Source organism: Alphaproteobacteria bacterium (assembly GCA_040218575.1).
Classification (GTDB): domain Bacteria; phylum Pseudomonadota; class Alphaproteobacteria; order JAVJRE01; family JAVJRE01; genus JAVJRE01.
This window is the reverse complement of record JAVJRE010000006.1, coordinates 239556-254168: the sequence shown is the minus strand read 5'-3', so window position 1 is coordinate 254168 and position 14613 is coordinate 239556. Positions and strand designations below refer to the sequence as shown.

Annotated in this window: 12 protein-coding genes; 3 read left to right on the top strand and 9 right to left on the bottom strand. The window is 68.0% G+C overall.

Translation table 11 applies throughout. The features are described from left to right. Position 1: 1 nt before the first annotated feature. From RIE31_08860 to RIE31_08825, 8 genes are all read right to left on the bottom strand, one after another. A complete protein-coding gene (locus tag RIE31_08860; GenBank protein MEQ8640699.1) occupies positions 2–889 on the bottom strand; it encodes a UbiA family prenyltransferase in 888 nt (295 codons plus the stop codon). Beyond that, a complete protein-coding gene (locus tag RIE31_08855) occupies positions 886–2139 on the bottom strand; it encodes a hypothetical protein (protein ID MEQ8640698.1) in 1254 nt (417 codons plus the stop codon). The genes RIE31_08860 and RIE31_08855 overlap by 4 nt, the downstream gene beginning before the upstream one ends. 11 nt (positions 2140–2150) lie before the next feature. After that, positions 2151–3374, bottom strand: coding sequence for a glycosyltransferase family 4 protein (locus tag RIE31_08850; protein MEQ8640697.1), 1224 nt, complete (start codon positions 3372–3374; stop codon positions 2151–2153). After that, positions 3371–4183, bottom strand: a complete 813-nt coding sequence (locus RIE31_08845) for a glycosyltransferase family 2 protein (GenBank protein MEQ8640696.1) — start codon at positions 4181–4183, stop codon at positions 3371–3373. The genes RIE31_08850 and RIE31_08845 overlap by 4 nt, the downstream gene beginning before the upstream one ends. Further along, positions 4184–5572 carry a hypothetical protein gene (locus RIE31_08840; protein MEQ8640695.1) on the bottom strand — a complete coding sequence of 463 codons (1389 nt, stop codon included), beginning with the start codon at positions 5570–5572 and terminating at the stop codon, positions 4184–4186. Next, on the bottom strand, positions 5569–6756 hold the full coding sequence (locus RIE31_08835; protein ID MEQ8640694.1) for a nucleotidyltransferase family protein: 1188 nt from the start codon (positions 6754–6756) through the stop codon (positions 5569–5571). Before RIE31_08835 ends, RIE31_08840 begins: the two co-directional genes overlap by 4 nt. After that, on the bottom strand, positions 6753–7577 hold the full coding sequence (locus RIE31_08830; protein MEQ8640693.1) for a metallophosphoesterase: 825 nt from the start codon (positions 7575–7577) through the stop codon (positions 6753–6755). Before RIE31_08830 ends, RIE31_08835 begins: the two co-directional genes overlap by 4 nt. 171 nt (positions 7578–7748) lie before the next feature. Then, positions 7749–9914 carry a PAS domain-containing protein gene (locus RIE31_08825; protein MEQ8640692.1) on the bottom strand — a complete coding sequence of 722 codons (2166 nt, stop codon included), beginning with the start codon at positions 9912–9914 and terminating at the stop codon, positions 7749–7751. A gap of 154 nt (positions 9915–10068) precedes the next feature. On the opposite strand from RIE31_08825, the gene RIE31_08820 reads away from it, so the two are divergent. From RIE31_08820 to RIE31_08810, 3 genes are all read left to right on the top strand, one after another. After that, a complete protein-coding gene (locus RIE31_08820) occupies positions 10069–10728 on the top strand; it encodes a transglutaminase-like cysteine peptidase (protein MEQ8640691.1) in 660 nt (219 codons plus the stop codon). 129 nt (positions 10729–10857) lie between these two features. Then, positions 10858–12270: an undecaprenyl-phosphate glucose phosphotransferase gene (locus RIE31_08815; GenBank protein MEQ8640690.1), complete on the top strand. Its 1413-nt coding sequence runs from the start codon at positions 10858–10860 to the stop codon at positions 12268–12270. A 92-nt stretch (positions 12271–12362) separates the two neighbouring features. Further along, the gene (locus RIE31_08810; GenBank protein MEQ8640689.1) at positions 12363–13748 is read left to right on the top strand and encodes an O-antigen ligase family protein; all 1386 of its coding nucleotides are present in this window, start codon (positions 12363–12365) and stop codon (positions 13746–13748) included. 38 nt (positions 13749–13786) lie between these two features. Here RIE31_08810 and RIE31_08805 read toward each other — a convergent pair whose 3' ends face one another. Continuing rightward, positions 13787–14602 (bottom strand): hypothetical protein, encoded by an 816-nt coding sequence (locus tag RIE31_08805; GenBank protein MEQ8640688.1) that lies wholly within the window; start codon positions 14600–14602, stop codon positions 13787–13789. Between the last annotated feature and the right edge of the window lie 11 nt (positions 14603–14613).

Here is a 14613-nt window from a genome sequence, read left to right as displayed (position 1 = left end):
CCTAGACCGCCCAGATGACAATGGCCATGAACAGGGCTCCGGTGGCCAGGCTGACCCGGTCGGTCAGGGCAAAGACCACCGGGTCGTCATGGATGTGGCCGCGATTGGCCAGCAGCAGCATACGGCCCAGCCAATAGATGATGACCGGGCACAACCCCCACAGCAGTTCCGGCCGGCTATAGCTTGCCGCCACCTCGGCGCTGCTGAGATAAAGCGCGAACACCACCACGGCGGCGAAACCGCTCGCCGCCGCAAGCGCCGACAGCACCGCACGGTCCTCCGCGAAATAGTTGCGGCCATCGGCCTGCTTGTGGCCGGCATCATCCACCCGGGCGATCTCGCGTTGGCGCTTGATGATGGCCAGGGCCATGAAGAAGAAGATGGAGAAGATGATGAACCATTGCGATACGGGAATCTCCGCCGCCGCCGAGCCGATCAGGACCCGCACCGTGTAGAGACAGGCCAGGGTCACCACGTCAATGAAGGTCTTGCGCTTAAGGATCAGGGAATAGGCTGCCGACAGCGCCAGATAGGCGACCACAAGCAGCAGCGCCTGCTGGCCCACGAAGGCGGCGATCGCCAGCCCGCCACCGATCAGACCCGCCGCCAGCAGACCGGCGCCAGCCACCGGCACCCGTCCGCTGGCAATCGGCCGGTGTCGCTTGGTGGGGTGCTTGCGATCATAGGGTCGGTCGAGAATGTCGTTGATCAGATAGGACCCGAAGGCGCACAGGCTGAGCCCCATAAAGACAGCCACGGTCTGGGCGATGGCTGCGGCGCCGACAACATGGCCAGCCACCAGCGGCGCGAAGACGAGGACGTTCTTTGCCGCCTGGTGCGGCCGCAGCGCCCGCACATAGTCGCCCACGCGACCGCCGCCGGCTGTCATGGCGCGACCTGCCCCGACGGCAGGGGCGGCACGGGCGGCAGGGGCAGTGGCGCCCGGTGGTCGTCAAATGGCGCCGGCATACGGGCAATGTGACACTGCCCCTGCTGCGCCAGGTCGCGCAGCTCGCGAACCAGCAGGCCGGCCTCCAGATGGGGTCGCACATGCGCGCCCGTGGCGATCACCGGCGCACAGGGCTCGTCATGCAGGTGGCTGATGTCCAGCATCTCGATGCGCACCACGTTGGCAAAGACCTGGGCGGCAATCAGGACCATGACCGTGCGGCGCAACCCCAGCAGCAACAGCGCCATGGCAATGAACGGCACGGCCGCCACCAGATAGCTGACCTCCACCGGAATGCGCGCGAACATCACCAGATGCAGGGCGATGATCGCCAGGCAGAGCCGCAGGCCAAGCGCGCGCTGCGGGCTGTCCGCCGGCGGCGTCCGCCGCCGCCACTCCACCAGCAGCGCCACGCCGCCGAGTACTGCGCCCAGCGGCCCGAACAGGTAGACCAGCTTGTAGACGAAACGGGCGACAAGGCCCGCCAGCCCCTGGAAGTCAGGGGTGGCGGCCGTAAGCCAGTCGAAGCGCAGGCCATGACTGATCCACACCGGCAGATAGAACAGCCCGCTGATGAAGATGAAGGCGGCGACGGTCTCCACCAACCGGCTGGCCGGCATGGCGCCGTCCGCGTCGCGCCGGCTGGACAGCACCAGGACGATCATACTCAGGCCGAACAGCAGGAAGGGCAGGCGCGCGCCGGCGGCGATGGCCAGCAGGGTAATGGCCACCAGCGGTCGCTGGCGCAGCAGGAAGTAGAGCCCGGCGACAAACGGCGCCAGCGCGATCATATAGTCCACGGAGGTGGACGCGGCCACCAGCACATAGCCGTTCGACAGGATGAAGGCCAGCAGCAGCCATCGGTCGGTGACGCCGAAATGGACGGCGAGCTTCGCTGCAAAAGCCAGCGCCACAAGCGCGCAGGCAAGGACCAGGGCGTTAGCCAGAAGCGATCCGCCCAGCGTGGCGGCAAAGCCAAGAGCAAACTCCGCAACCGGGCTGCCCTGAAAGCGCGACGCCGCATAGGCGCCGTCGCCCAGCATGGTCTGCCAGCTGCCCAGCATCAGATAGGTGTCGATATCGTAGCCATAGCCCAGGAACAGCCGCACCACACAGAAGGCGAGGCCCGCGGCCAGCACCACCATGCTCAGTAGCCGACTGGCCGACCAGCCGTGAGCGGTCACGCTCATGGACCGCGCCGTCACGGGTCCAGCCTGCTGCGGCCAAGGCCAAGGGCGCGGCGCAGGCCCGCCACATAGGCCGGCACACTCCAGGCCTCGATGGTCTTGCGGCCGCTCTCGGCAAAGCGTCGGCGCAGCGCCGCATCCCCCATCATCTGCTCCAGCTTGGCCACAAGGTCGTCCCCGTCGTCGTGACGGAACACCAGCCCGGCCCGCCCCGCCACCAGGTCCGGCGCGGCGCCCACCCGGTCGCTGACCACCACAGGCAGAGAAAAGTTCATGGCTTCATTGACCACCAGCCCCCATGTCTCCTGCCAGCCGGAGGGCAGAACGAACAGGTCCGCCACCGCATAGGCCTCGACGATACGCTGCTGGTCAAGGAAGCCGGTGAACACGACCCTGTCCTGGATACCCAGCGTCACGGCCCGCGCCTTGGCCGCCTCCAGCAACTCGCCATCACCGGCCATCAGCAGGGTCCAGGGCCCGGCCGCCGTGGTGCGGGCAAAAGCGTCGAGCAGAAGCAACGGCTGTTTCTTGGCCTGGAACTTGGCGGACCACAGCAGAATCTTGCTCTCCGGCGCGATGGCGAACCCGGCCTTCAGCGCGTCTCTTTGCGGCACCAGGCGCCGGGCGGCAGCGGTGAAATAGTCATTGTCCACCACCTGCGGCGCATACACCATCTGCCCGTCGGCCACACCGGCGCTGGCATAGAAACGCCGGTTGTGATGACCGACCACAAGACACACGCTGGGCAGCCGCAGGATCAAAGCATAGGAAAGCTCCCGCAGCAGCGCGCGCCAGACAGACCGTTCGCCCAGATTGTAGGTGTCGGTGCGGAAAATCACGCGCTTGCCGGACAACCGGCCGGCCAGCATCGCCATCACATGGCTGAAGTGATTACAGCCATGCACATAGACCGCATCATACGGGCCGGTCAGAACATGCCAGATCAGGCCTGGATTGATGAACTTCCAGAAGCCGACGCCATTTCGCATGGGGCTGATGTTGCGCCACACCCGCCAGCGATAGCCCTCCAGCATCGGCACGCCCCAATCCACCACCCGCGCCACTTCCGGGTCATAGCCGGACTCGCTCCACGCCCGCTGCATGTAGTGCACGATGCTGTCTATGTCTGGGTCCGCCGCCACCGCCCGCCACAACGGCGCGTGGTAGTGGATGGGATGCTGGATGATGAAGGCGAGACGCAGCCTGACTTCGTCCGGCGGGCTTTTCGGTGACGTCACGTGAGGCTTCCCGGCAAACCGACCACCGCATCGCGCAGCTTCAGCATCAGGCCAACCGGGTCCAGCAGCCAGCGCCATATCCTGGCCACAAGCGCCGCCGGCCGATCATACCAGCGGCGATCACGCCCCAGAATCATGTGCTGATAGCGCCGGTGGTCGGCGGCATAGGCCTCGCTCAGGCGACCGCTGCCGGTGATCGACTGGCCATGCAGGCGGAACAACGCCCAGGTGCGGTCCACCGTCCGCACCCGCCCGCCGGCCAGCGCCATGCGCACCAGCAGCTCAGCGTCCCAACTGGTCCGGTTGGCCGGGTTGAACCCGCCGGCCGCCAGAAAGATGCTGCGACGAAAGAAGGTCGCCTGCTGCATGACCACGGCCGCGCCATGGGCATAGCGCCACAGGCTGAAGCGGGCGGAACGAAAGCGCCGCACCGGGGCCTCGTCGTGGTCCACCAGCCAGCCATGACCGACCACGACGTCGCTCTGCGGCTCCGCGCTGAATACCGCCACCGCCTGACGCACGGCGCCGGGCAGCAGAACATCGTCGGCATTGAGGTAAGCGAGTATTTCACCGGTGGCCTGCGCGAAGCCGTGATTCAGCCCGTCCGCCGGCCCGTCGTCCGGGTCCAGAATCACCCGGTCGATGCGATCGCCGAAGCTCGCGATCACCTCGCGACTGCCATCGCTGGAGCCCGGATCCACCACGATATATTCGATATCGTCATGATCCTGTTCCAGCACGGATCGCAAGGCGCGCTCCAGATATGGCTGCTGGTTGAAGGACACGGTGACAATGGAAACCCGCATCATTCAACCATGATGCAGGCGGGCGGCGGCGATGCGCGAGCGGCGGGCGGGCGCATACGCCTCGGCACCTTGCACCTGCGGCCGGCGCAATCGGTCGCCGGCCATCAGCAGGACGACCATGACAAACGGAAAAACGATCCGCCGATCCGCGCCGAACGGCGAGAAGATAATGTCCCACAACAGCATGAAGCCGAAGAGTGCAACAAGCGGCACAATCGGTTCACGCAATGTCATCACATTACTCAAGGCGCGGACCACCAGCCACAGGGCGAACAGCCAGATGGGAACGCCCAGAATCCCGGCCTCGACCCAGGCGCCGAACAGGTGCGAGTGGGTGGGAATCAGATCCGTGTCCGACACCAGGAAAGCGGCGGCTGACCCCGGACTCTGGATATCCTGAAGCTGTGCGGCGTAATAGACGTTCTTGGCCCACGAGCCGTGGCCCAGCAGCGGCGAATCGCCGATCGCCTCCAGCGACACCAGGATCTCGCTGCGACCGCCCAGCAGCAGGCCGTACTCGCTCGATTTCTGCCAGAACAGTTTCTCCTGTGCGTCGGTGCCGAGCCAGCCGCGCGCCGCCGATGTCTCATAGGCGGTCAGCAACCCCCATGAGGCGACCAGGCCAAAGGCAAGGAAAAGCGCGATACGCAATGGCGACAAGGCGCGCCCGCCGCTGCTGCGCCGCAGTGACGCGATGTTCTGTAGCATCACAAAGACAGCCGCCATCAGCGTTACACCGGCCAGCGCCCGGCTGCCCATCAGCATGCTGTATGTGCCAACCATCCCCATCAACACCACCGGCATCGGCCAGAAGCGCCGTGCCCACGCGGTCTGAGCCACCAGAACCACCAGCCAGGTCACCGGCAGGCCGATGATGAACTTCCACGGATCGCTGAACGCGGCTTCGACGGTTGAGGTGAAAAATACCAGAAGACCGCCGAGTGCGAGGCCCAGAACAAACAGACGGATGCGCTGACGACTGCCGGTCAGAACCAGATACAACGCCATGAAGTTGAGCGTCGTAAAACCGATCTTGGCCCAGCCCCGACTGTAATCGAGAAACGGAGTCTGGCGGGCGATGTCCGTCGCCACCTGACCGGCGAACCACAACAGCAACAGGACAATGACCGTCACCGCACTGCCGCGCGCCAACATCGCGCCACGGGTAAGGAGCAGCACCGGCAGCGCCGCCAACAGCAGCAACTCGGTGATGAACAGCCGACCGACCAGATTGATCTCGGCGAAGACCAGCAGCGGCGCAAAGAACGCCAGCCCGTTCAGGACAACGCTCGACCCCGCATCAACCCTCGCCCGTTCCGGCCGCGCCCGTTCCGGCGCCGGCGCCGGACGGCGCGGCGACGTCAGCGCCATGCGGATATCGCGCGCGGTCATGATCCGGCCTCGCGCTGCGTCGGCTCATGCACCGCCCCCTGGGCCGATGGGGGCGACGGGCGGGCGGCCTGTCTGGCCGGTGGCGGCCGCCCGTCGGGCCGGCGCACCAGGCCGGCCAGACGGGCCAGGCTGATCCGCACCAGCGCCGCTGGCTCACATCCCAGCAAAGCCTCGCGCGCCAGCCGGCCGGCGGCGGCGGGCATGGTCGTGGCAAAGCCCGCATGGTCCGCGGCTACCGCGTTGAAACAGGCGGCGGCCGGCGCCATCAGACGCGCCCGCGGCAACCGGTCATGATCCTCGCCGACGGTCCCGGCCAGACGGTCCAGCAAGCTGTTGAATACCTTGAGCGGCCGGCTGAACCCGCCGCGCCGGGCGCGGGCCACCACATCGCTCGCCTGCGCCCGCGTCAGGCGACGGCGCAGGCGCCAGCCGTCCAGCAGCTTGATCGTGGCATAGGGGCCGAACTTGTCTTTGGCGGCATTGGTTGCCGCCAGCAGGAAGGCGTGACCGTCATCGGGCGCCAGGAACGACACCGGACCCTCCGGTCCGTCGACCACACAGGGCCGCGCCCCATCGAACACCGCCGCCGTATCGAGTCCGCGATAGGCCGGAAAACAGTCGGGCGCCACATGCACATCCACTTCCGCCAGACTCGCCGCATCGGCCAGGGGCACATAGCTGGCGGTGGACAGAAAGCCCCAGGGCTTGGCCGGTGGCGGCCGGAAGGTAAAGCCGGCCTCCGCCAGCAGACCAATCAGCCGGTCCCGCTCGGCCGGCCGCACCAACAGGTCAATGTCGCCGAAACACCGCGCCTCTGGCGACTCTCTGTAAAGCGTATGGGCATTGGCGAAGCCCTTCAGCACCACCACGCTGAGCCCGTCTCCGGCGATGCGGCCAAGCCAGCGCGCCTGCTCCGCCCGGGCCAGGCTGCACAGCATGCGACTGTGGCGCACCGCCGATTCATCCAGCAAAGGGGTGGCCAGGCGCCGCGCCAGACCCGCCACTCGGTCGGCGGCAAAGGCCGGCGCCGTCAGCCGGGCCAGCCGGCCGGCGGCGCGGCGGGCGGTCGCCAGGTCAGGCACCCTGTCTGGTGCCGCCATCCCGTCGTCGGCGAACAGCCACGGCCAGACGGTGGCGCCGTCGGTCAAATCAGCGCTCGCGAAACCATCGGCCCCATGGCTCATGACCGCATGTCGCCGGTGGCCAGAAAGCGCCGCTCCGCACCTTCCAGCACCAGGGCGGTGAGGGTGCCGGTGGCGTAGGCGCCGGTGTCAATGCCGATGCGGTTGTGGTGCACGTCCGGTGTCGGCGTCACGGAGTGGCCGTGCACGACGATGCGGCCGAAATCCACATCGCTCGACAGGAATGCCTGGCGGATCCACAGCGCGTCATCGTCCGACTGGGCGTCCAGCGGCACCCCCGGCCGAACCCCCGCATGGACGAAATGATAGTCGCCTTCACTGTGACTGATCGCCAGCTGGCGCAGGAATGACAGGTGTGGCGTCGACAACCGTTCGCGAAAGGCAAGCTGACAACGAAGCAGGCCGGCGGCGTCCTCCGTGCCGCTCGCCGTCACGCCGTAGCTCAACAGGGTCTCGCGTCCGCCATTGGCCAGCCACATGGCCCCCATGGCCGGATCGTCAAGAAAGCGCAGCAGAAGATCCTCGTGATTGCCCTTGAGGTTGACCGTTTCGAATCCGGCGAGCGGCCGCAACAGGCTGTCAATCACACCGCGGCTGTCGGGACCGCGGTCCACCAGATCGCCCAGATGGATCAGTATGCGGCGGGCCGGCGCGGTGGCGGCGTCGGCGGTGATCGCCTGATGCAACTGGTTCAGCAGATCGCGCCGGCCATGAATATCGCCGATGGCGTAGACACGACAGCCCGCCGGTACACGTGCCGGTAGGCGCGATAGCAGGCGCGCCGGCGGGTGCGGCCGGCGATTGTCCGGCCCATCGGCCGGCGAGGTCTGGTGTCTGGCGCGGCCAGTGAGCCACTTCAGCATGGCGGACGCTCCGGCGCCTGTTGCCTGGACCTTCGGGCACGCCTGCCGGACGATAGCCGCCCGACACGCCCCGGCCTTATATCACGCTCTGCCAGGCGGGGCGATTTCGCCCTCACCGCCCTCACCGCCCTCGCCGCCCAACCGGCGGCGTGCCCGCTCAGCCGCTCAGCCTTAGGGGCGGCGCGGCCGGTCGGCTTCAAGAACGGCGCGGCCGCCGTGATTTTCCAGATAGCTGATCAGCGCCGCCACCACACGCCGGTCAAATCGCGTGCCGGTCTCCTCCATCAGCGCATCCAGCGCCGCATCAATACTCATGGGTGCGCGGTGGGCCCGTGGCGAGGTCAGCCCCACCAGAGCATTGACCGTGGCCAGAATGCGGGCGGTCACCAGAATCTGGTCGCCCAGCCGGCCCTCGGGCTGACCGCGGCCGTCCACCCGCTCCTGCACCTGACGCAAGGTCTCGACCACCGGCCCCTCGAACGCGATACCGGCCAGCAACTCGGCTGACAGTTGCAGGCTTTCACGCACCGTCTCCAGTTCGCGATTGGTGAGTGGCTCACTCTTGGCCAGGATTTCCGCCGGCACCGTGATCTTGCCGAGATTCATCAGCCCGCCAGCGGTCTCTGCTACACGCTGGGTGGCCGGGTCGAGACCCATCTCCGCGCTGACCGCCGCCGCCAGACGCGCCACCCGGGCGGAATGGTGCTGGGCAAAGGGGTCACGGCGATCCACCACCGACAACAGCGTATCCACCAGCCCGCGCAACTGGCGCTCGCGCTCGGCCTGTACGCTGATCGCCTGGCTGATGTCTTCGTCCACTACCAGAATACCGGCCAGATCGCTCTGGCCCGGCAGGGGTATGAATTGCGACTGTACGGTGCGGACCGCGCCATCGGCACGTGTGCCGCTGCGCTCGGACAGGCGGGTCACCACGCGGTTCTCGTGGCGGGCCTGGCGCACGCCCTCCATCACCGGGTCGGCGGTGGCCGCGCCAAACACGCTGGCCACCGACTTGCCCACCACGTCGGCCGCCTCAACCCCCGCCTCTTCCGCCAGACGGCGGTTGGCGAAGCTATAGCGGTCATCCGGCCCGACGATGGCGATGGCGTTTGGCTGACTGTCGGTCAGCAGACGCAGAAAATCCCGGTTCTCCGCCAGGCGGGTGGCGGCATCGCGATAGGCCGCCGCCGCCGTGGCCGCCCGCAGCGAACTGCCGTGGCGCCAGGCGGCCATCACTGCCACCGCCGCCAGGGCGATGCCCAGCAGCAGAATCGTCGCCAGCCGTCGCGCCTGGCTCTCGCTGTCACCCAGCGCCTCCTGCCGGTCCACCTTCTCCACCACGAACCATGGGGTCTGGGCGACCCGCCGGCTGGTCGCCAGTACCGCCTCGCCACGATAGTCCCGTCCCTCGACGAAGCCGCCCTCGCGGCCGATCGCCATGGCTGATGCCAGGTTGGCGGTTGCCGCATCGAGGCTGCGCTCAAGCGGAGCGGCGCCATCAAGACGGGGGGACAGATAGTCAAGCCGGGCGCCGACCTGACGGACCAGCAGGCTCTCGCCGCTCTGCTCGATGCGGCCCGGCTGCACCAGTTCCTGCCACAACCCGTCCGCCTCGCGAACCGCCAGCAGGACGGCCACCTGGCTGGCCGCGTCGGCCTGGCCCTGAATGGCGAAGACCGGCACCAGCAGGGCAATCGACGGGCGTCCGCCCGGCCCGATATGCAGGTCCAGCAGCGCCCGCTCGCCGCGCGGGGCGTCGGTGATAAAGGCCTGCAGCCGCCCACTGAGCGGCGGCATCGCCTGGCTCATCGCCAGCAGTCCGCCATCCAGGTCCAGCAGGGCAATGCCCGCAACGGCGCTGCGCCGCACATTGGCGCGCACGTCGGCGCCAAGCACCGGACCGGTGAATCCCGACTGCGCCGCCGCCGCGGTCAGCAGGTTTCGCAGATAATCCGCCTGACCGGCCGCGTCGGTCACGCCGCCGCTGCCGCGGCCGGCCGACCACAACTCCGTCGCGTAGATTTGCAACGAAGCATTGTCGGCCAGCGCGCCGAGCGCCTGATACTGTCGCTCGAGCCACCCGCCGACCGCCGTCACGCGGCTGTCGGCGACGATGTTGAGGCGGGTTTGCCACTGTCGAAGATCGCGTTCCCGCTCCGCCGCCACCAGATTGAAGACGAACAGGGCGGCCAGCGCCCCACCCAGCACCACCAGCAGCAGCGCCGCCATGGCCGCCGCCCGGCCGCGCCAGGCCGCCCGCCTTGCCGCCGGCCCCGCCGCGTACTGGCTTGCGGCGGCGGACGGCAGAGGGGGTATCGCATCGCTGCTGGCGGTCATGACGGCTCCGGCACAGGTGGTATGGCGGACATGGACTGGCGTTAACCCTGTTCTAGCAACCGACCCTTAACCCTGGCTTAACCGCGCTGGCGCAGGCTTTGCCCCGCCGCCGGCCACCAATGTCGCCGGCACGCCGTCAATCCGGAGCCGCATCATGAGCCGCCGCCCCGTCCTTGCTTTGTTTGCGCCACTTGTCCTGGTGACCCTCGCCGGCGCATGGCCGGGCGCCGCCCGCGCCGCGCCGGTCGGCAGCTTCTTCCAGTCCGTCGAGGTGCGTTCCACCAATCTGACGCCCTTTACCAAGTGGCTCTCGGCCGTCAGCCGCGCGCTTGAGGAACAGGCCACCGCCGGCCAGCCGTGCGCCGCGTCGGCCTCCGGTCAATGTCAGATGGCGGACTGGCAGGCCTTTCTGGCGGAGACCGCCGGCCTGCCGCCACGCCAGCAGGTGGAGCGCATCAATACCCACATGAACCGGGCCGACTACATCATCGATCCGGTTAACTGGGGGATGCCGGACTACTGGGCCTCGCCAGGCCAGTTCCTCCGCCGCGAAGGCGATTGCGAGGACTATGCCATCGCCAAATATATGAGCCTGCGGGCGCTCGGCTTCGATCCGTCGGCCATGCGCATCGTCGTCCTTCAGGATATGAACCTGAACATCGCCCATGCGGTTCTGCTGCTGGACCTGAACGGCGAGAGACTCATTCTGGACAACCAGATCGGCCAGGTGGTGACGGCCGATGTCATTCGCCACTACCGGCCGCTTTACTCCATCAACGAAGGCGCATGGTGGCTGCACCGGCCGGCCGGCTGAGTCATCTGACTATCGTGCCGCCGCCCAGATGGCGGCGCCTGTGTGAACCAGTCGCCAGATGCGATGCGGCCTCGTATGCTGCGGTCACGCCGGACGTTGGGGCCGCGCGGACACGGACGACATAGTCGCATGAGAGCCAGTACCCGATTTCTGCAGGAACGCCAGGTCCTGACCCAGGGCCTCCTGCGGCTTGGCGATATTGCCATCGTCGCGATCACCGCGGTGGTTTCCTATGTCCTGCGTCACGAATCGCTGGACCTGCCCGGTCATTACCTGGCGGCGATCGCCGGCGGCTGCATTATCGCCCTGCAACTGTTCCACATGAGCCGGGTCTATGAGCCGGACCGGCTGGCCAGCCTCACCTTCCAGTTGCCGCGTCTGGCCCTGGCATGGGTCGGCGTGGTGGCCGTGCTTCTGGCGCTCGCCTTCTTCACCAAGACCTCTGCCGGCTTCTCCCGTAGCTGGATGATCCTGTGGTTCGCCACCGCACTGGGCGGTCTGCTGCTGCTGCGTGCCGCCGTCGCCATCCGCACCATGCGGGCACGTCGTCGTGGTGTCCTGCGGCGAACGGTGGTGGTGGTCGGCGCCGGCGCCGACGCCCGGGCCGTCATTCGTCAGTTCCGCACGTATGGCGCCGACGAGATCACCATTGCCGGCGTGTTCGCCATGCCCGCGGAGACGGCGCCCGATACGGTGGAAGGTCTGCCGGTGACCGGCACCACCGACGCGCTGCCGGCCTTCGCCCGCGGCCGGCATATTGACGATGTGGTGATCGCCCTGCCGTGGCGCGATGATCGCCGTGTGCTGGACCTGGTCAGCCGCTTGCGCACCTTGCCGGTCAATGTCAAATGGTCGCCGGAGTCCCTTGCCTTCGACATGCCGGCCAGCGGGCTGGAGACCATCGCCGGTATTCCCATGCTGCGGGTTCTCGACCGTCCGCTATCGGGCTGGGACGTCATCGTAAAGGCCATGGAGGACCGGTTGCTGTCCCTGCTGCTGCTGGTTGCTCTGTCGCCCTTGCTGCTGGTCATCGCCATTGCCGTGCGCCTGACCAGCCGCGGGCCGGCGCTGTTTCGCCAGTACCGCTACGGCTTCAACGATAACCGCTTTGTGGTCTACAAGTTCCGCACCATGCAGGCGACGGCAGCGGCGCCGACCGGCGGCCCCCAGGCGCGGGTCGACGATCCGCGCGTCACGCCACTGGGCCGATTCCTGCGGCGCACCAGCCTCGACGAACTGCCGCAACTGTGGAACGTTCTAAAGGGCGACATGTCCCTGGTCGGGCCGCGGCCCCATGCCACCCAGCACAACGAAGCGTTTGAGCGGATGATCGATGACTATCTGGGCCGCCACAGGGTCAAGCCGGGCATCACCGGATGGGCCCAGGTCAACGGTTTGCGCGGCGAGATCCGTTCGCCCGAGCAGATTCGACTGCGCGTCAAGCACGACCTCTTCTACATCGACAACTGGTCGTTGTGGTTCGATCTGCGCATCCTGGTCCTGACCCTGTTCGTCGGCTTCGTCCACCCCAATGCCTACTGATCGCCATGCCTGCTGAAAGCCGGCAGCCCGATGCCTGACAGCGCCGCGCCGGCCCGGCCACAGGGGCGCCGGGGCAGCAATCTGCTGGCGCCATGACCGCGCGCACCGCCTCCTACTGGCTGGCCATCATAGCGGTCGCCCTGCTGGCTCTGCCCTATGGCGGTGTGCGCCCGTGGGCGTGGAGCCTCTATGCGGTCACGGTTGGTGTTGCGCTGGTGCTGTGGGCGTGGGCCAGCCTGACCGATCCGTCGGCGCCGCGGGTGCGGCTCCGCCGGGTCGCCTGGGCCGCCGGCGGCATGATGCTGGTCTTTGCCTGGGCCACGTTTCAGCTTCTGGGGCTGTCACCGGCCGCATGGCACCACCCGCTGTGGCAGGCCGGCGGTTCGCTGCTGGCGATGAAACCCATGAGCGCCATCAGCCTGAACCCGGCCGCCGGCCGGGCAGAGCTCACCTGGCTGCTGGCCCTCGTCGCCACCTTCTGGCTGGCCCTGCAACACGGCCGCAGCGAACGCCACGCCCGTACAAGCCTGATCGTCATCGCCACTATGGCCGTCGCCTGCGCCACCTACGGCATGGTCGTTCATCTGTCCGGGGCCGCGACGATCTTCGGTCAGGAGAAATGGGCCTATGGCAACCAGCTCACCGCCACCTTCGTCAGCGCCAATCACTTCGCCGCCTGGGGCGGCCTCTCCCTGCTCGCCACGACGGCATTGTTGTTCCGCACCGGCGACCGCCTGGTGGCGACCGAGGACAACCCCCTGTCCCGCGGCGCCCTGCTGTTCGCTCTCGACCGCCTGCGCTTCACGGACGTGGCCATCCTGCTGGCCCTGTTCGTCATTTTCTCGGCCGTGCTGCTGACCGGATCGCGGGCCGGCATGGCCAACATGATCGGCGCCGCCGGCCTGTTCGGCGCGCTTATGGTGGTCAAGCACTTCCGCGACCCGCGGGCCATCATCTCCTTCGCCATCGCCGGGGTGATCATCGTCGTCATCGTCGCCGCCGCCGCCAGCGAGTCAACTCTGAAGCGCCTGAATACGGTGGTGGCGGATTCCGAGGCGCGCGGTCAGGTGCACGGCCTGGCCCTGGAGGCGATTGCCGACCGACCGTGGCTCGGCTACGGGCTCGGCGCCTTTCCCGAGGTCTATCAGCTCTATCGCGACGAGCGCGTTGCCGCGGCCACGCCGCGCTTCGACCACGCCCACTCAAGCCCGCTGGAGCTGGTGGTGGAGCTCGGCCTGCCGGCCGGGGTGCTGATGATGGCGGTGGTTGGCGGGCTCGCCATACGTTGCGCCGTCGGCGTTTTCGTGCGGCGGCGGCGCACCACCTATCCGGCCATGGGGGTGGCAGCGGTGGCCCTCATCGCGGTGCACGGACTGGTCGATTTTCCCCTGGCCACGCCGGCGGTAGGGGCCCTGTTCGCCTGGTTGCTGGGCCTCGGCGTTGCGCAATCGTTCCGCGCCCGCACGGCGCTCGACTGAGCCGGCGTCAGGCCCGGGCGCGCTACGCCCCGGTTGCGCTATGCTCCGGGCGCCCCATGCCCCGGCCGATAATGAATGGCGAAACGTGCGGCCAGGCGCGGCTGGCCGGTCAGTGCGGCGCGCACCTCTACCAGTCGGCCGCTGCGCCGCGTAGCCTCCACCAGCCGGCCCATGTCCCAGCGCGCGGCCAGGTGCACCTGCCGTTGCAGCAAGCGGGTGGTGTCCTCGGACAGATGGGCCCAGCGCCCCAGCGCCATATCCAGTCGCGCCATGACCAGGTCCGGATCGGCCGGCGCGGTGGTTATGGACATGACCAGTAGCCTCTCAAATGCGGTCATGGCCGGTTCCGCGTCCGCCGCCGGCCGCGCCGGTGTTGACAGCGCCGCCGCCGTCAGCAACCGCATCCAGCCATAGGAATCGGCGATTGAACAGCGCAGCGCCGCCTCGTCGGCGGCCCGCGCGGCGGCCAGCGCCTGGCTGGCCGCACTCCCGCGAAAGCCGTCGCCGGCGGCGCGGGCAAACTGGACGGCGGCGATCAGACTCCAGTCCTCGCTGTTTTCGCGCCATGCCAGACCGCGCTGGCGCTGCACTGCCGCCGCCAGGAACGGGGCCGCCTGGCGATCTGTTGTCAACGCCACCGGCGGTCGCACCCGTTCGGTTCCGGCAATGGCCACGCCGCGGCCCAGTTCCGGCAGGGCAAGGGCCAGCAGCGACAAGCCAATGGCCAGCGCCACCGCGGCCAGGCGAATCGATACCGCCGCCGGGACGGGCGCCGCCGATTCCGACACAGGCTTTGCCCCGGAACTGTCGCGTGCGTGGCGCCGCCGCGGCACGGGGTTCAGGCTGTCGTTCATGACCCGCCGCC